At 61.3% G+C, this 25,721-nt stretch carries 32 protein-coding genes and 2 pseudogenes; 18 read left to right on the forward strand and 16 right to left on the reverse strand.

The window, feature by feature from the left end:
* Positions 1 to 75: 75 nt before the first annotated feature.
* Positions 76 to 711: a YdgA family protein gene (locus G9U53_RS25260; RefSeq protein ID WP_165639403.1), complete on the reverse strand. Its 636-nt coding sequence runs from the start codon at positions 709 to 711 to the stop codon at positions 76 to 78.
* A 289-nt stretch (positions 712 to 1,000) separates the two neighbouring features.
* On the opposite strand from G9U53_RS25260, the gene G9U53_RS25265 reads away from it, so the two are divergent.
* Together G9U53_RS25265 and G9U53_RS25270 are read left to right on the forward strand one after the other, a co-directional pair.
* On the forward strand, positions 1,001 to 1,342 hold the full coding sequence (locus tag G9U53_RS25265) for a hypothetical protein (protein ID WP_165639404.1): 342 nt from the start codon (positions 1,001 to 1,003) through the stop codon (positions 1,340 to 1,342).
* 105 nt (positions 1,343 to 1,447) lie between these two features.
* A complete protein-coding gene (locus G9U53_RS25270) occupies positions 1,448 to 1,852 on the forward strand; it encodes a hypothetical protein (protein ID WP_165639405.1) in 405 nt (134 codons plus the stop codon).
* A gap of 349 nt (positions 1,853 to 2,201) precedes the next feature.
* On the opposite strand, the gene G9U53_RS25275 is transcribed toward G9U53_RS25270, so the two are convergent.
* Positions 2,202 to 3,077 carry a hypothetical protein gene (locus tag G9U53_RS25275; protein ID WP_165639406.1) on the reverse strand — a complete coding sequence of 292 codons (876 nt, stop codon included), beginning with the start codon at positions 3,075 to 3,077 and terminating at the stop codon, positions 2,202 to 2,204.
* Between the two features lie 101 nt (positions 3,078 to 3,178).
* Between G9U53_RS25275 and G9U53_RS25280 the strand changes: the two genes are divergently transcribed.
* Entirely contained in the window at positions 3,179 to 3,817 is a 639-nt protein-coding gene (locus G9U53_RS25280) for a hypothetical protein (RefSeq protein WP_165639407.1), read from the forward strand.
* Between the two features lie 62 nt (positions 3,818 to 3,879).
* On the opposite strand, the gene G9U53_RS25285 is transcribed toward G9U53_RS25280, so the two are convergent.
* The 3 genes from G9U53_RS25285 to G9U53_RS25295 form a co-directional block, all read right to left on the reverse strand.
* Positions 3,880 to 4,590, reverse strand: a complete 711-nt coding sequence (locus G9U53_RS25285; RefSeq protein WP_165639408.1) for an SOS response-associated peptidase — start codon at positions 4,588 to 4,590, stop codon at positions 3,880 to 3,882.
* A gap of 265 nt (positions 4,591 to 4,855) precedes the next feature.
* A complete protein-coding gene (locus G9U53_RS25290; RefSeq protein WP_242692717.1) occupies positions 4,856 to 5,326 on the reverse strand; it encodes a hypothetical protein in 471 nt (156 codons plus the stop codon).
* Positions 5,327 to 5,394: 68 nt separating this feature from the next.
* Positions 5,395 to 5,988: a hypothetical protein gene (locus G9U53_RS25295; RefSeq protein ID WP_165639409.1), complete on the reverse strand. Its 594-nt coding sequence runs from the start codon at positions 5,986 to 5,988 to the stop codon at positions 5,395 to 5,397.
* Between the two features lie 229 nt (positions 5,989 to 6,217).
* On the opposite strand from G9U53_RS25295, the gene G9U53_RS25300 reads away from it, so the two are divergent.
* A complete protein-coding gene (locus G9U53_RS25300) occupies positions 6,218 to 6,574 on the forward strand; it encodes an Lsr2 family protein (protein WP_165639410.1) in 357 nt (118 codons plus the stop codon).
* Positions 6,575 to 7,152: 578 nt separating this feature from the next.
* Here the strand turns inward: G9U53_RS25300 and G9U53_RS25305 are convergent.
* The gene (locus tag G9U53_RS25305) at positions 7,153 to 7,467 is read right to left on the reverse strand and encodes a hypothetical protein (protein ID WP_165639411.1); all 315 of its coding nucleotides are present in this window, start codon (positions 7,465 to 7,467) and stop codon (positions 7,153 to 7,155) included.
* Between the two features lie 104 nt (positions 7,468 to 7,571).
* The gene (locus G9U53_RS25310) at positions 7,572 to 7,967 is read right to left on the reverse strand and encodes a DUF6188 family protein (RefSeq protein WP_207624583.1); all 396 of its coding nucleotides are present in this window, start codon (positions 7,965 to 7,967) and stop codon (positions 7,572 to 7,574) included.
* Between the two features lie 139 nt (positions 7,968 to 8,106).
* Between G9U53_RS25310 and G9U53_RS25315 the strand changes: the two genes are divergently transcribed.
* From G9U53_RS25315 to G9U53_RS25360, 10 genes are all read left to right on the forward strand, one after another.
* A complete protein-coding gene (locus G9U53_RS25315) occupies positions 8,107 to 8,640 on the forward strand; it encodes a helix-turn-helix domain-containing protein (RefSeq protein ID WP_242692719.1) in 534 nt (177 codons plus the stop codon).
* Positions 8,641 to 8,924: 284 nt separating this feature from the next.
* Positions 8,925 to 9,626 carry an MspA family porin gene (locus G9U53_RS25320; RefSeq protein WP_165639413.1) on the forward strand — a complete coding sequence of 234 codons (702 nt, stop codon included), beginning with the start codon at positions 8,925 to 8,927 and terminating at the stop codon, positions 9,624 to 9,626.
* 69 nt (positions 9,627 to 9,695) lie between these two features.
* Complete coding sequence (locus G9U53_RS25325; RefSeq protein ID WP_165639414.1) at positions 9,696 to 10,076, forward strand: hypothetical protein; 381 nt, start codon at positions 9,696 to 9,698, stop codon at positions 10,074 to 10,076.
* A 118-nt stretch (positions 10,077 to 10,194) separates the two neighbouring features.
* Positions 10,195 to 10,590 carry a hypothetical protein gene (locus G9U53_RS33635; RefSeq protein WP_242692721.1) on the forward strand — a complete coding sequence of 132 codons (396 nt, stop codon included), beginning with the start codon at positions 10,195 to 10,197 and terminating at the stop codon, positions 10,588 to 10,590.
* A 26-nt stretch (positions 10,591 to 10,616) separates the two neighbouring features.
* A complete protein-coding gene (locus G9U53_RS25335; RefSeq protein ID WP_207624584.1) occupies positions 10,617 to 12,803 on the forward strand; it encodes a hypothetical protein in 2,187 nt (728 codons plus the stop codon).
* A complete protein-coding gene (locus tag G9U53_RS25340) occupies positions 12,803 to 13,351 on the forward strand; it encodes a hypothetical protein (RefSeq protein WP_165639416.1) in 549 nt (182 codons plus the stop codon). The genes G9U53_RS25335 and G9U53_RS25340 overlap by 1 nt, the downstream gene beginning before the upstream one ends.
* Positions 13,352 to 13,422: 71 nt before the next feature.
* Positions 13,423 to 13,701, forward strand: coding sequence for a zinc-ribbon domain-containing protein (locus G9U53_RS25345; RefSeq protein ID WP_165639417.1), 279 nt, complete (start codon positions 13,423 to 13,425; stop codon positions 13,699 to 13,701).
* A 367-nt stretch (positions 13,702 to 14,068) separates the two neighbouring features.
* Positions 14,069 to 14,242: a hypothetical protein gene (locus tag G9U53_RS25350; RefSeq protein ID WP_165639418.1), complete on the forward strand. Its 174-nt coding sequence runs from the start codon at positions 14,069 to 14,071 to the stop codon at positions 14,240 to 14,242.
* A gap of 373 nt (positions 14,243 to 14,615) precedes the next feature.
* Complete coding sequence (locus G9U53_RS25355) at positions 14,616 to 15,152, forward strand: hypothetical protein (RefSeq protein WP_242692723.1); 537 nt, start codon at positions 14,616 to 14,618, stop codon at positions 15,150 to 15,152.
* Between the two features lie 245 nt (positions 15,153 to 15,397).
* Positions 15,398 to 15,571 (forward strand): hypothetical protein, encoded by a 174-nt coding sequence (locus G9U53_RS25360; protein WP_207624585.1) that lies wholly within the window; start codon positions 15,398 to 15,400, stop codon positions 15,569 to 15,571.
* Positions 15,572 to 15,727: 156 nt separating this feature from the next.
* Here G9U53_RS25360 and G9U53_RS25365 read toward each other — a convergent pair.
* From G9U53_RS25365 to G9U53_RS25390, 6 genes and pseudogenes are all read right to left on the reverse strand, one after another.
* Positions 15,728 to 16,457, reverse strand: a pseudogene (locus G9U53_RS25365) (IS6 family transposase).
* 523 nt (positions 16,458 to 16,980) lie between these two features.
* A complete protein-coding gene (locus G9U53_RS25370; protein ID WP_165639420.1) occupies positions 16,981 to 17,217 on the reverse strand; it encodes a toxin in 237 nt (78 codons plus the stop codon).
* Positions 17,214 to 17,474 (reverse strand): ribbon-helix-helix domain-containing protein, encoded by a 261-nt coding sequence (locus G9U53_RS25375; protein ID WP_165639421.1) that lies wholly within the window; start codon positions 17,472 to 17,474, stop codon positions 17,214 to 17,216. The genes G9U53_RS25370 and G9U53_RS25375 overlap by 4 nt, the downstream gene beginning before the upstream one ends.
* Positions 17,475 to 18,059: 585 nt before the next feature.
* Complete coding sequence (locus tag G9U53_RS25380; protein ID WP_207624586.1) at positions 18,060 to 18,755, reverse strand: Imm52 family immunity protein; 696 nt, start codon at positions 18,753 to 18,755, stop codon at positions 18,060 to 18,062.
* Positions 18,756 to 18,837: 82 nt separating this feature from the next.
* Entirely contained in the window at positions 18,838 to 19,533 is a 696-nt protein-coding gene (locus tag G9U53_RS25385; protein ID WP_207624587.1) for an Imm52 family immunity protein, read from the reverse strand.
* On the reverse strand, positions 19,530 to 20,129 hold the full coding sequence (locus G9U53_RS25390; RefSeq protein WP_242692724.1) for a hypothetical protein: 600 nt from the start codon (positions 20,127 to 20,129) through the stop codon (positions 19,530 to 19,532). The genes G9U53_RS25385 and G9U53_RS25390 overlap by 4 nt, the downstream gene beginning before the upstream one ends.
* A gap of 582 nt (positions 20,130 to 20,711) precedes the next feature.
* On the opposite strand from G9U53_RS25390, the gene G9U53_RS25400 reads away from it, so the two are divergent.
* Positions 20,712 to 20,867 carry a hypothetical protein gene (locus G9U53_RS25400; RefSeq protein ID WP_165639423.1) on the forward strand — a complete coding sequence of 52 codons (156 nt, stop codon included), beginning with the start codon at positions 20,712 to 20,714 and terminating at the stop codon, positions 20,865 to 20,867.
* A gap of 122 nt (positions 20,868 to 20,989) precedes the next feature.
* On the opposite strand, the gene G9U53_RS34050 is transcribed toward G9U53_RS25400, so the two are convergent.
* On the reverse strand, positions 20,990 to 21,115 hold the full coding sequence (locus G9U53_RS34050; protein ID WP_278251747.1) for a hypothetical protein: 126 nt from the start codon (positions 21,113 to 21,115) through the stop codon (positions 20,990 to 20,992).
* A gap of 998 nt (positions 21,116 to 22,113) precedes the next feature.
* Between G9U53_RS34050 and G9U53_RS25405 the strand changes: the two genes are divergently transcribed.
* Positions 22,114 to 22,515 carry a helix-turn-helix transcriptional regulator gene (locus tag G9U53_RS25405; protein WP_165639424.1) on the forward strand — a complete coding sequence of 134 codons (402 nt, stop codon included), beginning with the start codon at positions 22,114 to 22,116 and terminating at the stop codon, positions 22,513 to 22,515.
* 224 nt (positions 22,516 to 22,739) lie between these two features.
* Here the strand turns inward: G9U53_RS25405 and G9U53_RS25410 are convergent, their stop codons facing one another.
* On the reverse strand, positions 22,740 to 23,021 hold the full coding sequence (locus tag G9U53_RS25410) for a hypothetical protein (RefSeq protein ID WP_064689710.1): 282 nt from the start codon (positions 23,019 to 23,021) through the stop codon (positions 22,740 to 22,742).
* A gap of 427 nt (positions 23,022 to 23,448) precedes the next feature.
* On the opposite strand from G9U53_RS25410, the gene G9U53_RS25415 reads away from it, so the two are divergent.
* Positions 23,449 to 23,736, forward strand: coding sequence for a hypothetical protein (locus G9U53_RS25415; protein ID WP_064689709.1), 288 nt, complete (start codon positions 23,449 to 23,451; stop codon positions 23,734 to 23,736).
* 90 nt (positions 23,737 to 23,826) lie between these two features.
* Positions 23,827 to 24,318 (forward strand): annotated as a pseudogene (locus G9U53_RS25420) (IS6 family transposase); the annotation flags it as partial.
* 158 nt (positions 24,319 to 24,476) lie between these two features.
* Here the strand turns inward: G9U53_RS25420 and G9U53_RS25425 are convergent.
* Positions 24,477 to 25,409, reverse strand: coding sequence for a LysR substrate-binding domain-containing protein (locus G9U53_RS25425; protein ID WP_064689708.1), 933 nt, complete (start codon positions 25,407 to 25,409; stop codon positions 24,477 to 24,479).
* Positions 25,410 to 25,721 lie beyond the last annotated feature (312 nt).

Below are 25,721 nucleotides of genomic sequence, written 5' to 3' on the forward strand. Positions count from 1 at the left end.
TCCCATCAGATGTCGGCACCGAAGTGCGAATAACGAATTGCATTGCAGAACAGCGAAACCGAAATCAGACTTCAGTCAGAGATCTATCGCGTCGGGAGCTGGTGGCGCCGTGTCAGGGGTCTCGGCGGGATCAGTGAAATCGGGGACCGGATTCCACTCACCGGTCTGACCTGGATCAGTGACGAACTCGTCGGCGAAGCCGTCGCCGTCCACGTCGATGCCCGCGAAGTCGAGAATTCCGTCGCCGTTGGTGTCCACGATGACGGTGTCTACTCGGCCGTCGCCATCGGAATCGAAGTCCGCTTCGTCTGCGAGACCGTCGAAGTTGGTATCGAGGACGACCCCGTCGATGCGGCCGTCGTTGTCGACGTCGATCTGGGTGATGTCGGCGTAACCGTCGCCATTGCTGTCGATATCGATCACATCGAAACGTCCATCACCCGCAGTGGATGTTTCCACCACATCCGCCACACCATCACCGTCGAGGTCGTGCGTGATCTGATCGACGTCACCGTCACCGTCAAGATCGATCTCGATGGTATCGACGATGCCGTCACCGTCGAGGTCGCGCGCTGACCCGTATCCGCTATCGACGCCGGAATCCGAAGTCGGAACAGAGGAGGGGGCGGCCGTATCGGCGCCGGTGAACTGGGCATCTTCCGGGTTGCCGGTGACCTGAGGGTTGATGGAGATGTCATTCGGAGTAGCCATCGCAGAAGTCCCTTTCGCCGTGGTGACACAGCGACCGTTCGCTGGTGTCGACAATCAGATGCACCACAACCCCAGAAAGTTCCCGAGGAGTGAAAACCGGTTCATTCTGCTGGCTGAGTCAGCGGGAACACATTCGCCTTCGAACATTGATGAGACGCTTCCTTTCAGAGCTCTGCTCGGGCGAGGAGTGCCCCGGTCGGCGCAGAGTCACTAGACCGAGTGCCCAGCGTGGCGACGGTCGCGGCATAGGCGTGGGTGCACAGTGCAGCGGAGCAAACCGGACGAGCATGTGACAACTCGGCGGTACTCGGACAGTCAGTCGCCCGGACGCGGCCCGTGGTGGCACAGTTCCTCTTCGGGAAGGGGACCGGGCGCTCAGAAGCTGTGCGTCGCAGTGAATCGGCGCGCAGTTGTCGAAGAGGTCATGGACGATTGGGACCTGATCGACGGAATTCTGGTCTACCGCCCCGACGTGGGGACCATGAGGGTTGGTCACGGCACTGTTGACAGTGAGGCTGCATGGTGGGTGGAGGTGCCCTCTGGCAACACTGCGTGGAACTATCACGCGCACCTTCCGCGCATCTTTACAGGTGAATGGGTCTATTGGCTCTACTCGCGGTGGTTGGCGTGAAGTTGTCGGCAATCCGATGCCCGATCACCCATTGATGGGGAGACCGGATCCGCTCCATACGCCGAATCCCCTAGCTCACGGCACTTTCGATCAAGGTCAGGTGTCATGACGAGGACCAGCAACTGGCGTAATCTCGATGGCGCCGCGATTTCGGATGTGCGCCGAACAGGTGACGTGGGGTCGTTGATGCAGTTTCTGCTGGCAACCCAACCTGTCGGCGCAGTGCAGGTCGTCGACCGCTGCAAGGCGGTACGCCGCCACGTCCAGTCATATCCGCTGCCCGGAATGCGCGACGGTGACGCCGTCTGGGCGAAGTCCGTGGCTTCATTCATGGAGAAGCCTCAGCGGACCCGTTCGGGCCTCAAAGCGTCGCCGCGGGGTCCGAAGTCGCTGGTGGAGTCGTGGACTGCTGTCCTCAACGTCGGAGCGGCACCGTTCGCAGGAGCGGGCAGTGATGTGTCGGCGATAACGACGACCGTGATGGGTCGACTAGGTATCGCGGGCAGATGATCGATCGTGGCGGTGGATCGCTTTGTCCTTTGCCACCGTCGGCCAGTTTGTGCAGCGGGTGCATTTAGCGGCGACGCCCTTGGACAACCGCGACCCGACGTGGAGTCTGCTCGACCACGACAGATGGGTATCACGGACAGCTGCGATGGTCATTGCGGACGCCGAGCGTGGGATCCTGCTGTGACCTCCGCGGGTACGCCTGCGCGTGAATGGTGTCGGTGTCGAACGGTTCACGTCACCAGGTTTTCACGACGTCCGTGATCGATGCCGGCGCGGTCACCGTGTCGGCAATGCTGGTGGCGAAACCCGTGTAACTGATATGCGGCCGAACGAATCCTCATGCGAGGTATCACTGTAGGGATCGCCGGCGCATGGTGAGAAGTTCGGCGAGTTCGTTGACCGGCTCCCAGATCACTGGTTGGGGCACGTCCGGGGCGCTCTGCCACCGCATTCCGCCGGAGATCCAGCGTTCACGCCACTGTTCATGCGTGCGCGATTGCCTGCTGTGGCGGTGCTGGTCGGCGCCGGGGGCCGCGTCGAACGTGAACGCGCACGCTGGACACCTCTCGCCGGAACCCGAACCATCTCGGGCGTAAGGCCGCTCGCGTAATCCAGGGTATCCACAGACTTGGCACCGAAAAGTCCTGGTGGTCGAGGGGACGATGTCGACGACGACACCCTTGCTGCTGAACTTGGTGGGGTAGTCGTCCTCGAGGCGGTCGAGAGCGGTCCACTCCACCCCGGGCTCGATCTGGTGAAACCGGAAGGTGCCGCAATTGCTGCTGACGAAGATCATGCAGCGAACGGGAGTGGGTTCGGGCAGATCGTAGACAAGCTGGGCGAATTCGCGGGCGAACGCGATGCCTTGCTCGAGCAACGCGCGTTGATCGGATCTGGTGATGAACGGTCCCATCGACTCGACCGGAAGGCCGGAGGGAAGGAAGTCTTCAGCAACGGCATTCGGGGTGCGCAGTGGCACATAGTCTTCGAGGTGGAATGCACTGTCGTTGCATTCCCACCCGGTGTAGTCGAAGAAGTTCGCCGGCGGACTCTCGTCGTCGGCACGTGAGTCCGCCCAGACCAGGAGCTTTCCGCGGCGTTCTATTCCGCGATTCAACTTCGCCCTGAGCTGCGGCGTGAGGCCGTCGGTGGGGTCGATCGTCGAGAACCCGACGCCGAGACCGAGGATTGCTGCGGCGTTGTCGGTGATCCGGATAGTGAGCATGTGCTCATGCTTCCAGTGACCGCGCGCTTCCGCTGGCAGGTGATCCTGTGGTGCGGCGCACGTCGGGCTGAGCGCACTTGGGGGAGAGTTACGGTCTGACGATGACTCCGATTGAAATCGACCTTCCGGATCCGGCTGCAGCACATCGGATGCTCGCGGGATGGGCGGCAGCGTACGCGGCAGTTTTCTCCTTCTCCGACCTCCATTCGACCTTCACCATCGAAAACAATCGAGTCACCTACCGCGACGGCGGCGGATCACACTTCGAATTCATTTCGCTTCCGAGCGGTCGTGCTGTGATCTTCGGTTTCGACCGGCACAGCCCTGATCCTGCTTTGGAGGGCGGCCGCGCCGTCTTGTGCGATCACGGTGCCGAACCCTGGTGGCTCGACACCGCAAGCAACGACGAAATCCTTAACTTCGCTTACGGATACGAGTCCGGGAGGTGGAGAGCTGTTGGCCATGATCCGACACGCGTTGTGCCTTTCGTCCTTGCACCGGGTTCGTCGGGGGAGCCGAATTCAGCGCTCTCATCTCTCGCGGATTTCCTCGAGCAGGCTTCGGAAGACCTTCTCGGGGAATCGGTACGCGGAGATGACACGGCCCTTCGCGCGCTGTTGAATGCTGGATCGGACCTCGACGAGCTGACTCTGCGCGCAGCGCTGGTGGGGGAGTACCAGTACCTGCAGGATGGGCTCGAAGCGGCGGCTCTGTTTCGGCTCCGCGACGCTCCGCGGTGACCGTCAACTCAACGCGGTCAGACGAATGTTGCCGTTAGCGTTGTGCGCCAATGGATGTGTGGTCAGACCGGCTCCAATAGTGACGGGTTGTTGTTGCGAGGGCTGTTTACCGCAGTCGAGACTTCGTAGGGTTCGAGATGCGGCTCCGGAACTGAGTTGATCATGGCCTGGACCTCGCCTTTGTCGGTGAGGTTCGGGTCGAGCCAGTGTTCCCAGAACGATTCGGGCAGGATCAGCGGGGATCTGTCGTGTATGTGCCCCAAGGAATCTGAGGCTGGCCGGGTCAAGACTGTGGAGGTCCATACCCACTTGTTCGGATCATCTTCGGGCAGTTCAGGATCGGGCCACAATTCGTAGAGTCCGGCCATCGCGAGAATATCGTCCTCGCCGCGAAGGAAATAGGGAATCTTCGACCCTGCTTCACTTTTCATCCACTCGTAGTATCCGGCGGCCGGGATGATGGCGCGCCTTTTGGAGGCGCTACTTCTGAATGAGGGCTTCTCCGTGACGCTTTCACTGCGGGCGTTGATGAGCTTGGACGCCATCTTCCGATCTTTCGCCCAGGCAGGGAGCAAGCCCCATTTGACCGTCCTGAGCTGGGGTTGGGGCTCGCCGTCGGGTTCCTCGCGTGGGGTTCGTTCGAGGATCACGCGGACCGGTTGTGTAGGTGCGACGTTGTAGGACGGTGGGAGTTCGTCGCCGACAGTCTGCATCGTGTCGAAAAACGACTGCAATTCCTTATCTGAGCTTCGGTTGGCGTAGCGCCCGCACATGGCCTGACCTCCTCATCCTCGACTACTACCTCTGATTTGGCCGGGAAAGATGTGGTTTCATGCGCCGAGTCCGACGTTGGTCCAGATGTCGAGGTAGGTGGAGTAGTCGACGAAGTACGGGGGCTCGTCTGACGACCACACCACCCCTCTGACGGCGTCCCCGTCGACGTACAGGCAAGAGGTATCCGCCGCCGCCGGAGCTGAAGGTGGCGACGCAGCGGGCCGGGTCGGGGTACTCGTCGGGGGAGAGACCGCCCAGAATTCCTCATTCGGAGGCGTCGATGCGAAACATCTCGCGCAGTGGTAGTGGCCCGACCGTTCTTCCCGCGATGTCGTACCAGCCGTTGTGGAGGTGGGTGTAGAACCGAGTGAGGCTTGCCGGAAAGTGGTGCCACACTGCCGGGACGTCGCCGTTCTCGGTGACCGGCCGCCCGCCGAGGTAGTACATGTCACCCCCGCCCGCCGCAGTCATCCGGTACAGGAGAAACCACTCACCCCGCGATGTGAGCAAGGCGACGTCGACGAGCCTGGCAGTGATCGTCGTGTAGGTGTCGGACATGATCGGTCGCCCGAAGTGGTTCCACCGCTTCAACACTTCCGCCACGCGCCACGCACGATCCCCGGCGAGTGCGTGCAGCCAGTGCTCCGGTAGCTGTCGGCGGTCCGGCAATGTGAGGTCGTCGATCTCGACCAACTCGGGTGCGGCGACAAATCTCGCAACATGCTCCAGATCCACTTTTCCTCCATCTGCGACGTCGAGTTACCTGTCGCTGTTCGGCATTGACCGGCGCGCTTCTCGGCCACTCATTGCTGTCGTGGCCGGGTGTTGGGTTGGTGGTCCTTGTCCCAGGCGTAGTGGAGGAAGGGCCGCACGTGGGCGAAGGTGTCGATGACTTGGTGGACTATTCGCTCGATCGCGGCCGCGCCGTGCAGCCGGGAACCCTCCGAACTACCCAGTTCCCCTTCCCAGATCACGCCGGCGGCAGAGCGGATCTCCAGCACTGCACTGTCCGCGACATGCAGTCCGTAACCTTTGGCGATCTGGCGCTCGGTGACATCGTCTCGATGCACATACGTGCTCGTCAGTCGTCCCGGCACGGGAAGAACCACGATGCCGTCTTCGGCTGCTTTAGCGATCACTGCCTCAGTGAAACGCGCGTATGGGGCGTACGGAATATATGGGAGCTCGCCGCGCACGTACGCGGCATCCAGTTCCGCCGGCGAGGCGTCTACAAGGCCGGCTGGGAGCCAGGTACGCGCCCACTGCGACACATCGCCCACGATCAGGAATGGCCATGTGCGGGAACTGAACTCGGCTTCCGCCTGCTCCCACGCTACGGCTTGACGCTCGTAGAACTGTGTGTGCGCGGTGGGAACCTCAGGCGTCTCGATCTGCACCTGCCCCGACCCTTGTGGTTCTGCCGGCCGCTGTCTCCGTTGAAACCATCTCCGCACCGACCAGCCCATCAGTCGAGTAAAGCACCATTGCCTCCCGGCCTGACCAGGCGGTGCTGTCGGGGCGGGTGGGTCACTCTCGGTGTCTCGAGGTCGTCTCGGTGTCGACACAAGGGTTGCTAGGGTTACCCGGTCATTGGAGAGATTCCTATCGAATTGGAGACGATGTTGCATGGCTGAGAGAGTGATTCGCCAACTTATCGACGATCTCGACGGTAAGCCTATCGACGACGGGTTCGGCGAACGCATCCAATTCTCGTATCAGGGGTCGGACTACCTGATCGATTTGCGGCCGACGAACGTCGACAAGTTCAACGCCGCCCTCGAGCCTTTCGTGAAGGTCGCCGAGAAAGTCGGAAAGGCACGCCGCGGCAGTAAATCTGATGTGACGGCGAAGGATACCGGTTCAGGTCGCTCGAAAGAGCAGTTGCAGGCAGTGCGGGACTGGGCAGTCAAGAACGGCTACGACGTGGCACCGCGGGGGCGGGTCAAAGCGGAGATCCTCGACGCCTTCGACGCCGCTCACTGAATTCGATCCGTTTGAGACGACACGACATTCAACACTGATACGAAAGCGGGTGTGAGGGGAAGCGTTTCCCGCACACCCGTATCTGCCTAACCCGGCGTGGATTCTGCCACCGCTGTCATCGCTGGCGCGAACTGCAGGTGTTTCCAACAGAAAACACCCGCGCATCACGCACCTTTCGCAGCCGAAGCGTGCCGCCGTTTGCGCTCGGTGCAGGCGTGACGCCGACACATCTGAGGCCATAGGTTGACTCCGACTGCCTACCACGAGCACCCGCGATTAGACGCAGTCATCTCCGGGTACAGTTCCGCCAGCAGCCTGTGGAGTGCGCGCATGCAAATCCAGTCGGTCCACCGTCGACGTCTTGCGCTCATTCTGCAGGCTGCACCCGCAACTGTCAGTGCAGATCATTCCCCAGTTCCCTTGCAGGCGAGTAGGCCCGGCAACGGACGCATCATCGGCGGAGGTTCATAGCTGACTCCTCGTTGAGCCAGACACCGTCTGTGGCTTGGATCCTGCGGATCATCGAGGGACCTGCGGTCGATCGATGCCTGCCGCTTGCCACCACTATCGGCGACGGCTCAGGCGGAATGGAGCGACTGGAATGTAGTCACGAACTCATCGATGGTTTCGCGCACCCTTTTCTCGTCTTGCGGTGCGCGGCTCGGGTCATCGTGTCGTAGAGCGTTCATGATTTCGATCTGCAGCCATGCCCAGCGTAGGTCTTCGTGGCGATCGCGTTGTTCGTGCTCGTACTTGTCGACGATCGATTCGTAGACGGTTACCAAGGAGTGCAGGGAGGTTCGGCCGTGAACGTAGTCGTCGGCTATCTCGAGGATCAGAGTGCGAAGATCTGGCGATTCGGGTGAAGGATCATGCGGGTGATCGGAAGTCATGAGTCTTGTCCTCTCGATTGACAGGTCAGGAAGGTTCCGGCGGGGTTAAACGGTGCGGCGAAACGGTTGTCCTGGAAGTAGTGCTCATGCCTCGGTGCCGGTATTCATCGATAGCCATGTCCGTCGGTGCTGGGCCAGTTCCACGCTGCGATCGTGTCACCAGGTGTCGAGACGACGAGCACGTTCCCTGGCGCGGAGACGTTCCAACTTTCGAAATCCGGCGACGGTGGCTCCGACAGTACGGTCCCGGTGTCGAACAGTACGACGAGTGATCCGTCTGTTGTGCAGGTGCTGAGTTCGATTGTCGCGCCGTTCAGTTCCGCTGCGATGTCTGTTCCGGATGCAGGTGCCGGGAGGCTGATGGTGACTTCGGTGTTGTCGGGTCGGGTGAGGACGGGGTTCTCCTCGACGAAGTACCGAACGTGCGCGTCGGTTTCGAATTGTAGGGCGTGACCGACCTCGGTGCGGACAACCCGCTGTCCGGCACCTGGAAGATTCATCGCGTTCACCTCAGAAGGATACGGCGGTCGCTCCCGACCACGCCGACCCGGCGGCTCTGGGGTGGGCAGATAATGCGGAGCAACTCGGCGATCGTCCACCCTCCGAGGTTTCGGGTATGTGTTGCAATAGTGTGCGGGCATGGCGCCCGACGATGAAGAGAAGGTTTCGGTGACCGTGGGGCAGATGGCGAGTGGGAGTGTTTTCCGTACTCGCCTGAACGAACTGTTCGCCGAAGCGGGCCCGAATCTGACCAACGCCGGCGTTGTGCGCGGCCTGCTCGACCACGGTTGCCGGATCTCGAAGCCGTACCTCTCCCAGCTACGTCACGGGCACCGCGCGAGCCCCTCCGACGAGGTCGTGACCGCGCTCGCGGACTACTTCGGGGTCTCCCGTGGCTACTTCTTCACCACCCCTGCCGAGGGCGGTGACGTTCACGTCGAGGACGCCCAGATACTAGAGGGTTTGGACGACGCGGCGCACAAGGCTCTGCTGCTGGCAGCGAACGGCCTCTCCACGCCCTCGCTGGACTTGCTTTTGGATATGGCTACCAAGCTCCGCATCTCCGAGGGCCGCCTGGAGGTTCCTGCGGATTCACCGTCCTACGTGCGCCTGGTCGAAGCAGCGCTTCGTCGCGGTAGTCGATCTTCGCAGCCGCAGATCAGGCACTCGTAAGCCTTTTTCGCGGACCGGTTGCCGGAACGTCGCTGAATTCGTGTGAGTCGTCACCAATTCGTGATCGTGAGTCCCGTCACGCGGCGCAGGTGAACAAACCGCCTGGTCCGAGTGTTCCGGAAATGTTGCTGTAACGCCGGATACGACTTTTGGTGGGCTGGGTCGAATATCGGGGGCTGGTCGGGCATCCGTGTCGTGTTGTAGCGTCCCGGTCAGGCATTCAGCTAAGTTTCGGCAATCGATCGGGTTGCTGGACTTTTTACTCACCCACAGGGAGACCGACCATGGCCACCACCACCGCCGAGAGCGCTCAGGCCCGAGTAGGAAAGCACCGTATCGGTAAGGCTGTGGGCTCTTGTGCTGCGGTGTCGGCCGTGTTGATGGCGGGTTCTCTCGCGTTCGCCGGGAGTGCGTCGGCGACCCCGACACCACTGTCGGACAAGTATGCGAGCACGGTCACCGACGACGGGTGGACGTTGGATCTGGCGGCTGCCAAACTTTCGGCGAACCCGGTCTCGAACCTGGCGACAACAGCGTTCACCCGTGAGGGGTTCGTGTCGGCGAAGGTCACCGGAACCATCACCGGCGCCGGCGATTCTGCGGTGAAGACGGGCTATATCAAGCAGGGCCTGCAGATCGGTTGCCAAATCGACGTCTCCTCCGGACTCGTTGTGGGGCTTGGTTTTTCGCTCGGTCCGTCGGTGGGTGTGTCCATTGCCGGTACCGGCCCGAGTGCGAACGTGGGGGTGAATGCGTCGGTGAACCCGAGCATCCAGACCACGATCGCACCGGGAACGATCACCACCATCCCGCTCGGCAAGAAAGACCTGGAGGCTGCGAAGGCGTCGATCACGGCGGAGAACGTGCACGTCAAGGTCGATGCGTGCATGGGCCCGGTCACGATCCGCTCGTACGCACAGTTCGCTGTCTCGACGGCGACGTCGGATAACAGTGTGTTCGTGTACTCCGATCCAACCTGGCTCTGACCCGTCCGCGTCTGTCTCTGCTCATCGTCTGGTGTGCAGCACTTTTCACATTCCGATAGGAGACCATTCATGTCTAGTGCACGCGCGAAGACGATTGCGGTAACCACCGCAGGAGCGGTAGTGGCGACGGCGGGAATGCTGCTCGCGTTCTCCCCGGCCGCGAGCGCGGCGCCGGCTGAGTTGGGTGCCCCGGTGGTGAAGGTTCCCCTGGGCCACGCTGTGACGGTCGCCGCTCGCGACAGTGGCATCCCGGCCGCACTCGCGGCCGCGAACGCGACGATCCCGGTACCGGGGTGGGAGCGTGTCATCGATGCGTCGGCGGATGTCCTGGCAAGCCAGACGGCCCGTGCTGCCCAGTATCCGAACGGGTGCACCTCGTTCCAGTTCTATCTTCCGCCGGGCGGAACGTGGGCTGCTCAAGCAACTTCGTACGTCAACTGCCCCTGGTAATCAGCTACAGCTTCCTGTGCACTGCTGCATCTCCTTCCCATGACTGCCCGTTCCTTGGTCAGTGACGGGTATCTCGAGTCCCGCGTTTCTTATTGGCGGGGAAAGGCATTCACCTCCGATGACCACTTCACCGAACGCCCCGATGACCTCACCCACCCGCCGCGACCTCACGGCAGAGAACGCCTTGCCCTATGTTCCGCCTGGATCTGGGCGAACTTCGTCTACCGACCCCGGCCGCTCTCGCACCGAATCCCCGCAACAAGAATGGGATCGCGACAGCGAATTGAGCCTGATGTCGAAGGCTGTGATCGCGACCGTGTGCGGGCTCGCACTACTTATCGCGGCGTTCGCGGTGATCGGACGGCTCGGAGGGTGGGCGGCCGATTACGGGACGATTCTGGTGTATCTGGCGTTCTTTTTGTGGATGTCGATCGCGGGGCGGGTGTTCTGGTGGGGCGCGGACAAGCTCATCGCCGAGGTGGGGAAGACGTCGAACTCGGGTGATCGCCGGTGACGCCCACACAGACACGCACTGCGAGAATGACGCTGCGCAGGTCGCTGGCGGGGGTACTTGCTGCGGGGGCCGTGTTGACCGGCACTGCTGGTGTGATCGGTGCGGGTATCGCGTTGACTGCTGGTCCCGCGACTGCGGGGCCGGCGGAGGATTGCGCGGCGGTGCGGGCACGTGATCATCAGATCTACCTGAACCTGATCGCCTCACTACCACCCGGTGCCCCCATCCCGCCGGAGTACATCAACCCGTGCTTGACAGCACCGTCCACGACAGCGACGGCCGCGCCGACGACCAATGTCGGGCTTCCGGGTGCGCAAGCTCCGGGCGGTGGCCCGAATGTCGGGGCCAATGCTCCGACGAATTTCCCCACCTACAACGGCACCCCGATCGTTCCGGTGCCGACGATCGAGGTTCCGCCCATTGCTTCCGAGTCCCCGACCTCGGAAAACGGTGCCGGCGCACCCCCTAATGCGTCGACGCCACAGGTTCCCTCACCCACATCCACACTCAACCCCACCCCGGGTGAGGGAACCACCCCCGGCCGCGGCCCCGAACCCGTCCCAGCAGCGACACCGAATAGTGTTTCCGGGCAGCCTGAATCGACTCCGACGGTGGCGACCTCGGGGCTCGACGACGATAACGGACGTGACCGTTACCTCGAACTCGCGTTGGTCGGCGCCGCAGGTTTCACTGCCGCCGGTATCGGAGTGCGGGGGAGGCCCGGGCCGTTCAGTGCGCGTGAGGGCGGGAAGGTCACTCCGCTACCGCAGACGTCGATGAGCGGTCTCGGATCGGGTGGGATCTTCCGTCCGGGGTACGAGGAATTGACGGTGGTGTGGCCTGGTGGTGCGGAGCAGACGTTCGACCTTCTCAACGGGCCGGAATCACCTCGTGAGTACTACTTCCCGAAGAAGGTTCCCCCAGGCGGTCATATGCGTGTCAACGCAGACGGCTCCGCTGACATCCTCGACGTGAACGGCACGGTGGTCTCGCACGAGGCTCCGCCGTGGGCGTACGACGCTCTGGGCCGTCCGGTGCCGACATGGTACGAAGTCGGCGACGACGGAACCACCCTGATTCAGCACATCGAACCCGGACCGGATGTGCTGTATCCGATCTTCGCGGACGGCCTCGACGGCGGCACCAACGAGGCCACCGGGCATCAGATCTCTGCGGTCGAACTGTCGAACGGGCAGGAAGCGATCACGGGACAGCCCGGCGGTATCGCGGTGGTGGGCACCCCCGATGACGGGCACTCGGCGTACGTGCCGAACCCGGAGACGATGAAGCCGGATGTCCCGATGACCGTCGATCAAGGTGACGGCACCACCAACAACTACACCAAACCTGGTGATTCGGCCGATGGAGGGTTGGAGGTCAGCGCGGTGCCCACCACGCAGGCTCTGGACACGATGGCCGCCGAGCAGGAGCACGCGAACCAGGAAGCCGCGGCCGCGGCCGAGCAGGCGGCCATCGACCGCGAAATACTCGAAGCAGAACGCGAGGCGCGTGAACAGGAGGACGAACCGGGTCTGGCGCGGCGGGTATGGGACAACGTCTGGGATTTCGGTGACGAAGCCCTCGACGTCACCGGCGACGCTGCCGGGGCCTTTGCGCAGGCGATGCTCGACAATCCGGCCGCCGCCGCATCGATTGTCGGAGGAATGCTCCTCGCTGGTCTGGGCGGCACGGTGGAGGGCGGGGGCGCCTTGCTCGATGCCACCGGTATCGGACTACCGGCCGGGTTGGCGCTCAACGCTGTTGGTGCCGCGGCGATCGCCGGAGGTGCCACTCTCGCGGGCGCCGGGATGGCCGAGGTCGCCCCCGACATTGCAACCAACTTCGAGGCCCGCCGATACGGAAACGGCACTTCCGGAAATTCAGGCAGCACCCCGAAACCGAGCCCCGAAGCGCAACGAGCACCGAACGGGGACATGCTCGGTACGGGTGGAACGCAGCTCGGCGAAAGTCAGAATTTGACTCCTAGGATTCCGCCGAACGGCCCGTACTATCGGATCGATATCGAAAATCCCGCCCCCGGGGAGCGTGCTGGGCAACTGCATTTGCAGGACGATCGCGGTGGGAAGTACTACTACAACTTCAACACCCAAGAATTCGAAGGCGCGCCCAAGTCTTTGATCAAAAAGATCCAGGGAGACAACGCGTACCAGAACGCGTTGAAAAATGGCGCGTTCTACTTAGGAGTGAACTGATGCTGGTCCAGAGCACGCCGTGGCCGAGCATGCCATGGGGCGAGGTCATGGTGTGGGCGCCGCGGTTGGTCACGGGGCAGGAGATTCGTGTCATCGGAATTTCCTTCAGCTCGAAGGACGATTCCCTTCTGCTCAATGTGCTTCTGAAAGGCACACCCGGAATTCTGTACAGCGTTGCGTCGATGCCGCTGGCAGTGGTGTCGAAGGAATCGGACGGGCATCCGATCGTCTATGGCGTCGACGGGATGCTCCCAGACGGCGGTATCGAGGAAATCCCGCTCCTGCCGGGGCTTCCGGACGGGCCGATGACGTTGTATCGCGCTGGGCTGGTGTTGGGCGGCGATTTCCGCGTCCAAGCCCAGACACACCGTGTGGTGGACGGGATCGTGTACTTCTCGCTGCATTGCCGCACCGAGGACGGGGCGCTGGTGGACTACGACGTCGCCTCGGTTGCCGTCGATCTCATTCGCCGCCGTCCCGACGGTGCCCTCGACATCGACGTCGTCGATACCACCGATGACGCTGACGCCGGGGACACGCACGCGTAGTAACCAATGCTTGGTGGTCTTGAAAAGTGCTGGGGCGGAGCATGTTCGCTGCTGACCAGAGGAGAAATCGGATGCTGATCTTCGGAACACGCACGAAGACGACCTTCATCGCGGCACTGTTCTTTACCTGTCACCTGTGCCGGGTCACTGCGGCGCAGCGGCTGCATCGCCGGCGTACGTGGTTCGCCCTGTTCTTCCTCCCGATTTTCCCGTTCGGGCACGGACAAGATTTCATGGCGTGCGCACATTGCGGGCAGACCACCGCCCTCTCTCGTGCCGATGCTGAACATTTCGCTGCCGACGCCGCGCAGTACGAGGCGCAACGCCGAAGCACCGAAACACTCGGATGAAAATACCCACCGGTACGCCACGATCGACTGGACGCGCCCACGCTTCGACGGCTGGATTCGAGGGAGAAATTAGGGTGTCAGAACAGCTTTCGCTCACCGATGTTCGGCGGTGTGTTGTCGGTGAGCGGATTACCGGGGTCCAGGCGCGTCTACTACGTTCTCGGAAATGTGATCCAGTCGTGGAACGGTCCGGTTGAGGTGACGGTTGCTGGTCGGGAGGCTTTCGTGTTCGACGCGGGCCCTGACGGAGAAGAATTGGTGTGCCGTGGGGGCCGTGGCTCGACCCGTTTGCTGATGTCGGTGCTGGTGCAGTTCCTGAGGGTGAAGCCGAGAATGCCCGGTACATCGCCGAATACGGAAATGGACGGTGTTCGACGCAGACGAGGGATCTGCTGTGTCCGCCCTCATCGGGCACAGCGTCGAAGCGCTCACCGTCGACACTGTTGCAGGCGGCAAACCGGTCACTGCAGTCTTCGATCTGGGCGATCGTAGTTTGGTGTTGGCGGCAATGGGAGAGGAGCTCGTCACCACGGTGCGGTAGCGGTCAGATTTCCTGTAGTCGGGTTGGGGATCGAATTGTGACACGCACTGCGCGCCACCCGGCTACCGACTCTGCGACCTGCAAATCAGCGATCGATTCGCCTGAGCCACGACGGAAAAGGAGTGAAAATGCCGTCGACATCACTGCTCCGAACCATGACGGACGGACTGACCTTGAGAGCCATCTCGCCTGAGGGGCCGCCAGCATCCGAAAGTGTCACCGCCGCTCTCGTTGTTCGTTCGCTGCAGTTACTTCGTGACATCGACCCGGTCTTCGGTGTCGACCTCTATCAGTCGGTAGGCGACGATCTCCCCCCTCCCCCCCCGAGGCGACGGTCGAGCAGATACTCGCCTCGAACGTTCGGCAGATCCTGGTGCCGCCGACGGAAGAATCGATCGAAGCCTCATTGATCGAGAAGCGGCGATCACGGCACGCCACCGGTGGGATGTATCCACTCTCGCTCCCACAACACCTAAGCCTGTACTCGCATGCCGGCGATATTCGAGTGGTGGCTGGTTTCGGGGGCACTTTGGGGACGGGAAGTTTCATCTGCACTTTCGCCGACGAATCTCGGATCACACTGGCATTGAACCTCGTTCAAGGGCTCACTGATATCTGGGATGCCCCCACAGCGGTCCTCTACCGGCGAGCTGAGTCGCGGGTTCAGAGGTACGTGCCCGGCGGTGCGACGATCGGCAGCTGCACCTATTTGGGTGAAGAGTTCCCCGTCGACGAAACCCAGCTCCCGCCCACCGTGGAGGCATTTCGGTATCGGGACGGCACCGTGGTCATACAGCGCGATCTGTCCGCGCCGTTGACTGCCGATGACATCCGCGGCATCCGTGCCGCGGCAAGCCTGCCCACCGAACGACGGGAGATCAGGCTACCGAAAGGTTCACGACTGGTGTGATAGATCTTCGTAGCGCTGAAGCGGGAGCTGCCCTGCCGGAACGTCTCTCACCGCATGGCCGCAGATTGACGGACTTGCCGGGGATATCTTGAGGGGCGACATGGGGTTTCCGCGCACGACACCATCCGTGATCAGGTCACGCGCAAGATCGGCGAGGGTTCCAGGGAACACCTCATCGACTGCGACTACAACAAGGCCCGGAATCGGCGGATGATGCTGCTCGTTTCCAGGTATACCTGGTGGCGATGATGGGTTTGCTGAACGTCTATCTGCGTCAGACGTTCAATCTCGACGGATCCGCGTTGGTCGGGGCCGGCGCCGCGATCGTGTTCGCGATCTTCGGTACCTGGCTGTTCGCGGAGATCATGGGCCGCAGCGGGCCGGGTACCGCGGGTCCTCGCGAGGTAGCTTGCCGGTAGTGGTCTCCCAAAACTCTCGTTCCTTAAGTCTGAGGATGGCCAGGCGCTCCCAGTGACCTCATCGGAGCCCTGCCGGCTCTGTCAACTTAACTGAACGTAACTGGGGATCAATAGCATTAGGGCGCACCCGGGCGGATTCTGTAAATGGAAAACAGTTCAGGCGGCGGGTACGCCTGTGACGTCGTTCCAGGTGGCGAATTGGTCGGTCATTTCGGAGCGTTAGTCGGCGGACGTCAGTCGGTGTCTGCCCGGCCGGAAATGTGGCGAGATCGCGCTGAACACCGCCAGGAACTGTTGTGCTGCGGCCGGTGAGCGGAAAAACTTCATTGCCCGTTCTCGCTGCCTGGTGGGCTGGTGCGAGTTCTCGGCCCGGTTGTTGAGGTACTTCGAGCACCGGTGTTCGGTCGATGACATCCACTCTCGACGCGCCACAACGTAACTGGAAAGCTTGTCGGTCACCAGCACCCTCGGGACTCGTCCCTGCTTCCGCATCAGCTTGGCGAAGAAGCGTTTCGCTGCCCTCGCGTTGCGTCGTGACTGGACCAGGACGTCAAGGACGTTGCCGTCCTGATCGACCGGTCGCCACAGGTATTTCCGGATGCCGCCGATCTTGACAAACATCTCGTCCAGGAACCATGTGTCGCCGGGCTTGGGGGGCACGGCGCAAGCCACGCGCGTATTCGGGCCCGAACTTCGCGCACCATGTACGGATCGTCTCGTGCGAGACGACGATACCGCGGGCGAGCGTCAACTCCTCGACATCGCGCAAGCCCAAGGTGAACCTGTAGTACAGCCACACGCCATGCGCGATGATCTCCGCGGGATAGCGGCGCCGTTCGTACAGCGACCGCGTCGAATCCACCCGCGTTTCGTCTCCACGACTCATCCGACCATCATCCCTGACTCATGGCCCGGTTAAGTTGACAGAGTCCTCCGGCAGCACCCTCAGGTGGCGGCGGCGGCGACAACGCTGTATCTGCGGCGGTTCATCGCACTCACGAACGGATGCCAGAACTCCACGAAAATCCTTTGTACATAGCCCACCTTGAGTCCGCAGCTGTCCAGGCAGAGTGCATGGTTGTCGAACACATTGTGCGGATCGGAGACAAGTTTGCGTCGACAACGTCACCCTCGCAGTATTGGGCCAGGAACTGACCGTAAGTGTCCGTAGCTGCAACCTCGGGCAGAATCCCGCCTTCTGGGAGTCTCCATTCCGCGGCGGGACGCATGTCTTCGCCTCGTTGCCTGCGATAGCCTCCGAGGCCGTCGGAACACTCGTAATTGTCATGGTCGTACACGAGCCCAACCTATTGGTCCTGTGACACTAAATCGGCGAGCGTTGATGGCGATGTCCTCGTTGTACCGGCGAACAGGTCGACTTCCCCTGCATCGCTCGCGAACGAGATCGATTACAGGAGATCAACGTACTGCGGTCGGGCCTTCATGGCGTGTATGAGTAGCTCGTTTCCGCTGTCGAAGCGCAGCACGACTAATTCCAGGAGGCGCCCGTTCGGGTCGAAGCCCAGCCGGAATTGGCGGGCGGGGTTGTCGTCGTCCAAGTCGGCGACGTACACGTGGTGCTCTGCGGCGTAGATGCCGGCGTTTTCGCTGATTCCGTGTTTGAGTGCGGATTTATGCGCTTTCACGCGACCTGGGTCCAGGCACGCACTGCTTCTCGGATCGCTTCGGATCGGGAGACGTGTTCTTGTTCTGCGCGGGCGTTCAACGCTTCGAGCAATGCGGCGTCCATCCGTACGGGCACTACTGCGCCGGGGCCGGTGCCGAGGGTGGGCCGGCCGCGTTTGCGTAACTTTTCGACGTCGTAGCCGGTTTCGGCTTCGTCTGCCCATTCTTCGATCATGTTGTCGGTGACGGGCTGATCGCTGATTGTTTCGTCAGTCATAGTTATTAGTGTAATACGAAATTGTGTTCGCGCAGCCACCGAGTTTCGGATCCAGGTTTCAGCATTTCATCACAAGTGCCCGTAGCCAATGTCCTGTCGCTGGCTCCTGGAGTGCATCGGTACGCGTCGGTTAGGCGCAGCAGTGCGGCACCCTGATGACCGGCATAGTTCGGGTCATCGGTCCTCTGTTCTGGGTTTTGTTGCACGGCTTGGCAATGTCCAATCACTGGTCGCTGACCGAGTCAGCCAGTTCGAGGGAGTTTTCGGTCGAAGATGTGCAACGCGTTCTCGTTGCAGCCCTGATGGACCTGGTACCGCGCTGAGGCTCGACCTGTCCACGGCTGGAAGAGGTTCGAGGCGAAGGAGAGGCTTTCGATACATGTCGACGTCGAAGACCAGGTCAAGCTCTCGAAGGAACTGCAGTGACCGCGCTGCCAGCACTGCGGTGACCGATTCGGCTTCCGGCGGCCCCTTTCGCGCCATGAATTTCAAGGTCAATCCGGACGTCGGATCGAGACGTAGAGATGAGACTGACAACGTCACTCCTACTCGAAGACGATCGACCAGTTGGAACAGGCTCTGGCGCTACACCGGGCAACCCAACGCCGCCCGCACCGCCACGATGTCGGCGGCAGCGACCTCCATTGGCTTGTCCCCCAACCGAATCAACGTGCCAGTGGGCAGTTCTTCTACCACCGCAGATTGGGGGAGTTTGCTGCGGTCGACTGCGATCTGGGAATGGAAGTACGTTTCCCATCCCACCTGGATCTGACCTCTAACTCGCGGTTGCAGATCAAGGTAGTCGCCGATGCTCCACCGAGCCCGATCCGGTTCCCAATGCTTGACGATCACTTTCATGATCGCGTCCCCGACATCCGGTTCGAGCAACCGCCGCAATTCGGGGGGAACATCCTTCTCCGTCGGCAACGACACCCGGACACTGTTGGGAGCACTGGTTTCCAGCCCGCCGACCCAGGCACCGACCCGGCGCGCGGTCCCGTCCTCGGGCGACAAGTCGACGTCGTAGCCCGGCCCCGGGGTGTCCGAATATCCCATCTCCTTCGAGCGGGAATGCTCGAAGATACGCACCAACCCGCCCACACTGAGATCTGCTGGCACCTTGTCGAACTCGGCAGTCGAGACCCACGGCAACGCCAACTCCGGGTCGATCGCTTCCAGATCGTCGAGGAAAGCCCGCATCGTCTGCGCCACCTCCTGACTCGACTGCACCCGCGTGCCCCAGTATCCGGCTACCGTCGGCCGCCGCCCGAAAAAGCTCATCGCCCGTCCTTTCCAGCCATTGCGTAATCATCTCCGTCCGACTGTGTGTCGCGACATGAGTTATCGGCGGACAAGCGGCGCCTTACACTGAGTACCCGAATGCTGCGCGTACTGCCACGATGTCGGCGGCATCGACGTGCATGGGCTTGTCTCCCAACCGGATCAACGTGCCAGTGGGCAGTTCCTCTACCACCGCAGATTGGGGCAGCATGCTGCGATCGAGTGTGATTCCGGAATGGAAGTACGTCTCCCATCCCACCTCGACCTCGCCTTTCGCGGGGTTCTGCAGGTCGTAGTAGTCGCCGATGCTCCACCGAGCTCGATCCGGTTCCCAATGCTTGACGATCACTTTCATGATCGCGTCTCCGATGTCCGGGTCGAGCAACCGCCGGATACTGTCTGCGGGCTGCTTCTCCGTCGGCAACGACACCCGGACACTGTTCGGGGCACTGGTTTCCAGCCCACCGACCCAGGCGCTGATCGCCCGGAGGCTCCCGTCCTCCGCCGACAAATCGACATCGTAGCCCGGCCCCGGGGTATCCGAATATCCCATCTCCTTCGAGCGGGAATGCTCGAAAATTCGCACCAACCCGTCCACACTGAGATCTGCTGGCACCTTGTCGAACTCGGCAGTCGAGACCCACGGCAACGCCAACTCCAGGTCGATCGCTTCCAGATCGTCGAGGAAAGCCCGCATCGTCTGCGCCACCTCCTGACTCGACTGCACCCGCGTGCCCCAATACCCGGCCACTGTCGGCCATCGCCCGACTATGCTCATCGCCCCGTCCTTTCCAACCATTGTGTAATAGTCTCCACCGTCACACCGACGACATTCGCCAACCTGAAGCCTGCTCTGGCGAGTTCAGCGTATTGCTCGTTGAGCATCACCCAGACGAGCTCCGCGTTCATGCCGGCTTGCGCGAGGGCAGCGAGCTGCGCCTGAGCGGTCTTGGGCCAATCTTCCCGCCAAACACGGCGCCCGAATCCTTCCGTGACCGGTTCACCGGTCCGGCGGTCGAAGATGAACTCGTAGATGTGTTTCGCGTCGACGATGACGTTCAGGTCCGGGAACCAGCCGTCGAACTTGAGCTCACCGTTCTTCCCGGCATCGAATGGCAAGATGAACGCGAACTGCCCGTCCACCAGCGTGACGAGTTCCTGAAATACCCGAGAAGGCCTCAGCCTCAGAGCGGCGTCGTACCGGAGACCTTCGCCTGCATCACCCCATACCCCGACATCGGTGCTATCCTGATCACCGATGATCCGGGACTGCAACGTACGCAGATCCAACGGGCCAACTCCTTCGACCTCCACGATGTCCGGCGGTGTTTCGCCGGGTGCGAGTTGCGGTGGTTTTTCTCGTGCGAACGGCATCCACCACAACGGATCCTGTTCAACCCCTGGTCCCTCCGGGTTGTCAGGCTGTGTGGGAGGCATCGTGACCGCGGGTCGCTGCGTCGGATCCTCGATGACGCCAGGGCTGGGAATGGTGCTCGGATCGGTGGCGAAGGGCCCGACAGGAACTACGGAAGCAAGTCCAAGAATTCTTGGATATATCCCCGGACTGCCGTCTCATTTTTGGATGCCTTCGTGGGATCGTCCCACCGCACCGCATTTATTATCTCAATTTGCAACCATGCGCCCCTCAATTCCTCGAAATCGGGCGCATTTTCGGATTCGCGGGCGTCCACATAACTCTCGAATATGTCGACGAGCGTTTGTAAAGATATTTTACCTTCCCTGTAATCGCGACTAACCTGCTCGCCTTCAGTGCGATATCTTCCATTATCTGTCATGTTAATTTCACCTTCCTCTTAGCCGTCCAAATGAGGTCGTCACAACTCTACCGAACTCGTTAACGATGACTGATAGGTTATTTGCCGCATCGTAGAACACGATCGTTGCGTCCGCTCGGACGGTAGGTCTGCAATCCGGATCCTCGTGAATGGCAATGGGGTGAATAACAGTTCCGATATCGGGGGTTATGACGTTCGCGGCGGAACTGCAGTCGGCTACCCGTTGACCGCCGGGGACAGGATGAAGGTTCAGTACAACGGAATCAGCCAGTTCGGCGCCACTATCTTCACACGAAGCGGCTTTGCCGTTCTGTAAAAAAGGGCGCCCCTACCGGCATTCGGGGGGGTCTTTTGCTGTTTCATACGGCGTGATGGGCCGAATAAACTGGGCCGAGTTGGTTGGCCCCGCAGCAGCGGTGGGTGGGCTCTGTCAGGTCTTCAGCGGACGAGGCGGTGCCCGAGAGGTACGCCGAAGGCCTGAGTCGTGGCCAGTGAACCGAGTGATCGGTTCACGAAGGCGATGACGAGAGCTCCGGTTATGAGGAGCAGTGCTTTTCGTTTCACGACATCTCCGTTTCGAGGCCCGTTAGATTCTGCAGTTTTCCGGTCGCAGATAGTTGCCGAGAGTAACTAGATCCGGGCTTTTTCATTCCGTAACTGGGCAGCCCTGACGGCCACACAAGGTAGGGGACCGTCAGGGCTGGTACACGGATAACTGTAGCGTTATGCGTTTACAATCCGACCACACCTGCAACGGTAGCCATATCGTAACCTCCGGGTCTTTTGATCTCCGACTTCACCCTCTGCCGTAATTAGGCGGGGCGCGTGATGTGTGAGTTCGCAGTGGCAACCCGAGACGACCTCGAGAGCGACTCTCGGATCGGAATGACATCCGCAGGACAGGAGCTTCGGTGATCTTGCTGCAGTCTCAGCCGTTCGGCAGACGAGATTCATGGGCCGTCGTAAACCACGCTGCTGCAGCGTCGGCATTGCGTGCAGTACGCACCGTTCTTCATCAGCTAATACGACTCTCGGCGTCCGGGTCCCGACCCGTGAAAGATCTTAGTCGGCGCAGTCGAGGCGAGAGCGCCAGTTCGGGACTGGGCAGCGTGGCTGACCGTGTTACCGGCGTCGAACTGCCGCGGCAGCTGTATACCGCATGTGGGGAATGCCAAACCTCAATCGCGTCGGGCATTTTCAAGATCCAGGGGTTACCAAGAAGGGCCACCAGCGAGTGTGTGATCAGCACGCTGGCGGCCCGGGGTGCGCCGAGAACCGAGGCGGAAGCGGTGCACCGTTTTGTGGTGCCCTGCCGACTATCTGGGGGGAGATCGCGTCGGCAGGGCATACGCCATACCCGAAGTTGAGGGTTCGAGCGATGCCGCCGACGAAAATCTACGGATCCGAGGGTTCCGATACCAGTCTTCGCGGAGTCACAGATACTTGAGTGTTGAACTATCCCCAATTCATGGACAGCGCATGGGGATAACTGATCCGAGCGCGAAACTCTCGAACTGTTTCGCTGCACGAATGTTCAGAGCTTCCGTGGGAAAATAACGCCCATGGCTTCAGGATTCGCAGCTTGGGTTCGAGACCAGATCGTGGCCCGCGGCTATGAAAGTCCAGAGGAAGCAGCTCGGGTGCTCGGTGTGTATCCATCCCAGATGCGTCAGTGGACAAGGATCTCGCGGTCCCCGACCCCGCAGGTGCTGCGGCGCGTGGCAGCGTTGTTCGATGCGCCTGTGCAGGAAGTGTTGATCGCCGCCGGGTTCATGACGGAAGAGGAGAACCGGCCGTGGTCGCCCACACGGAAGTCGCTGCAGCAATTGTCGAACAAGCAGATTCTCGACGAGATTCGGCGCCGGACTGCCGGAGACTTGGGAGGGCCGCCGATTCCTGTGCGGGTGGACGGAGTTCTCCATTCGCCGGATGGCCCGCCCACAGTGTTCGTCAGTTACACCTAGGCGGGCCGCGCACGCCGAGCCGGCAAAGGCGAACGTGCACGAGGATACTACTTCTCGAGTATGGGGCCGAACCGCGCTTGGCGGTTGCACACGGTACTTAAGTATCAGGCAGGCGCGTCGCCAGCGCGTCCATTGTGCCTGCGGTTCAACGTGGCGGCGTGAGCGTTTGAAGAGACCCACCCCCGGCGAGTACACAGCCGGAGGGCAGGCCTTGCGCGGCCGAACTAACCACTCAGAATCGCCGCAGCAATGAAATGATATCCAATTTCCGCGTTCAAAATGCCAGATAGTTCTTCGAGTTTGCGATCCAAGTGCGAAAATTCATTGCCGATAACCTGGTCGAGCGGACTGTGCAGATCGAAGTGGAGCATGCCCGGGCGATGCCGGATCGCACCTCCGCAGTTGAGACGATGCTCATCGGAACCGTAATACTTGAGCGAGCCATCGTCGAGGTTCGTCGACTTGCTCTCGAAGCTGCCAGTTCCCAGATCGACAACGCGCCGCATGCGCAGCTGTGATCGGTGGTGTCCTCACCGTACCTCTTTTGCATTGCGTGGCAATGACTTCCAGAGACCATTCCCGAAAGAAAGCATCTGGGCAGATCGAATCCGGCCGGTTGACCTTGTCTCTCGCGTCGTCACCTGGCCAGAAAGGTGGAAACACCTGCTCATCCGACGCTGGGATCGGTCAGCGGGGTCTACCGATGGAGTGGTCGACACAGGCGCGAGGTCAACAACCTCCTCGCGGCGCAACCCCGCTACGAGTATCTGTAACAATCCCGATATCGACCGGCCTCAGCCGATTCCGACGCGAGCGCACGAAGCCACCCAACTCCGGCGGATTCATGAATCTAATTATGCGTCAAGTGCGGTAGGCGAGTGGGGGGGTAATGCTCCCCTGGTTCCCGTTCGCCAAACCCAGGACGCTGGCAGCATGAACGAATCAGAAATCATCCCAACCATCGCCGCAATCGCTGCGGCTGTCGTCCCAACCGTGCTGTCGGATGGCCTGGAAGAACATTTGCAGGCTGCCAACGCGGCTTCCGATCCCGCGGGCGCTGCCGGGGTGCCCCTGCAGCCAGGCCAGGCAACGCTCGAGCAGGGGGCGATCGACATCCGCCAGCGCCTCGACGTCGGGGACGGCGGCGGTGAGGAATTCGCTGAAGCGGGTCAGGGCTTGGACGTCGGTGGAGGCGGTCTCTACCGGCTGGCCCGAGACTAACCGCCATCGCACCCATCGATTTCCGAGTTCCCGCAACCAGGGTTGGGTGACGCGGTCGAATCGCAGGTGGCTGCGTCGCCGCCGTGCTCGCCCGGCGACACGTGGTTCCTCGACGAAGTTTCGTCCGGATCAACGGAGTTCAGCACTACCTGTGGCGTGCCGTCGACCAGGACGGCACAGTCCTCGACGTGCTAGTTCAGTCCCGTCGAAAGCCAAGGCGGCCAGATAGTTCTTCCGAAAACTGCTCAAGCGACTGGAGTACGTGCCGCGAGTGATTGTGACAGACAAACTCGCAGCTACCAGGGCGCGCACCGTGAGTCGATGCCCTCGGTGGAGCATCGCCGTTCGCGGTATTTGAACAAGCGCGCCGAAAACAGTCATCAGCCGGCCCGGCGGTGGGAGCGGGTGATGCGACGGTTCAAATCACCTGGCCGCGCGCAGTGGTTCCTGACCGCGTTCGGGGTGATCGGATCGCACTTCCGTCCGAGACAGCATCTGCTGTCGGCCGGTGAGTGCCGGCGGGTGATGGCTGATCAGTTTGCCGTATGGCGCGAGGCTACCGGTAGCGCCGTCGCCGCCTGAAAAGGCTTCGGCGACAGGGCCGTTGTATCACCATGCATCCGAACATCCTGCGTCACAGAACATTCTCGTTAATGTGACAATCCCTTCGATAGTTCCCTGGCTTGACGGATCTTTGGTGGCAAGCATCTCGGATCCGGTCTGCCAGGATGAAGTCCTTGTCAGTCCAAATCGCCGGACTCTATCCGGGCCACGAGGTTGACATGCTCGTCACGAACTTCTTTTGCCACGGCTACGAATGCCTCGACCAGCGGGGTGGGGCGCCCGCGCCATCCGATGCACAGCTCCGAACCCGGTACCTGTTCGAGCCTTCGGTACACCAGTGATGCCCGGCGTGCGAACCGGTTCATGCTGGACACAGATACCGACAAGGTGAGTCCGGCCGCGACATTGTCCAGTTCTTCGTCCATGGTTGCGGTTTCCCGACCGATTCTGGGCAGGCTATCCTCGTCGACCCCGAGGTCGCGCAGTGTCCAGAACGCGCGCCAACGTGCGTCGTCGGTGTTTGGTGCAGAAATCACCTGATCTTGCAGATCGGACAAACACACGGAACTCTGTGCGGCGAGAGGATGGGAAGTCGTCATTCCTACTACGAGTGGTTCTGTGAACAAGACTTCAGTGTTCAAATCGGTCAGCTCGATAGGCAGCCGCAAAAATGCCACATCTGTCTCCCCGGACCGCAGACCGCAGGATGGATCTGTGAGGTCGTAGCTTTCGATTCGAGGACTGACGGAGGGGTGGTGAGCCCTGAACTCCGAGATGATCAAGGGGGTCAATTCCAGTGCTGACGCCGCAAAAAAGCCGATCCGCAAAACACCGGACATTTTGGAGTGAGCGCGGCGCGCGTCCTCTACGCCCGAGTCGAGGGCTGCCAGTGCTTGACGTGCTGCTCGGAGAAAGGCCGTTCCGGCGTCGGTCAGTTCGACTGCTCTCGTTGTCCTCGTGAAGAGCGGCACACCTACGTCGTGTTCGAGTTCGGTGATGCTGCGACTCAAGCCCTGTTGGGACACGTACAGTTTCTCGGCCGCACGCGTGAAGTGAAGGGTTTCGGCGAGAGCGATGAAGTGTCGAAGTCGACGCGTGTGAACATCCATCTGACTCGCTCTCGGTATTTGAGTTGTGACGCAGACCCATCTTGGGCTATCGGACCCCGATTCACAACAGGGCAGAGTTAATCGGTTCAAAACTGTTGTTTCCCTCGTCGGAAGCGCATCAGGCACACTCACAGGACGAAATGTGACGTGCATCTCGACTGGTTTCGAAGTTGCCTGTCCCGCGCGAGGGGCCTGATTTCACCTGCTGTGCCGGACAACATCTGGAGACCTGGCATGCCCTGGCCCGGCGGGAAGGCACATATCGCCGACTCCTAACGCTGTCGGAAGTCGAGTGGGGCGTCACTATCCGGA

Source organism: Rhodococcus sp. D-46, assembly GCF_011290655.1.
GTDB classification, from domain to species: domain Bacteria; phylum Actinomycetota; class Actinomycetes; order Mycobacteriales; family Mycobacteriaceae; genus Rhodococcus_F; species Rhodococcus_F qingshengii.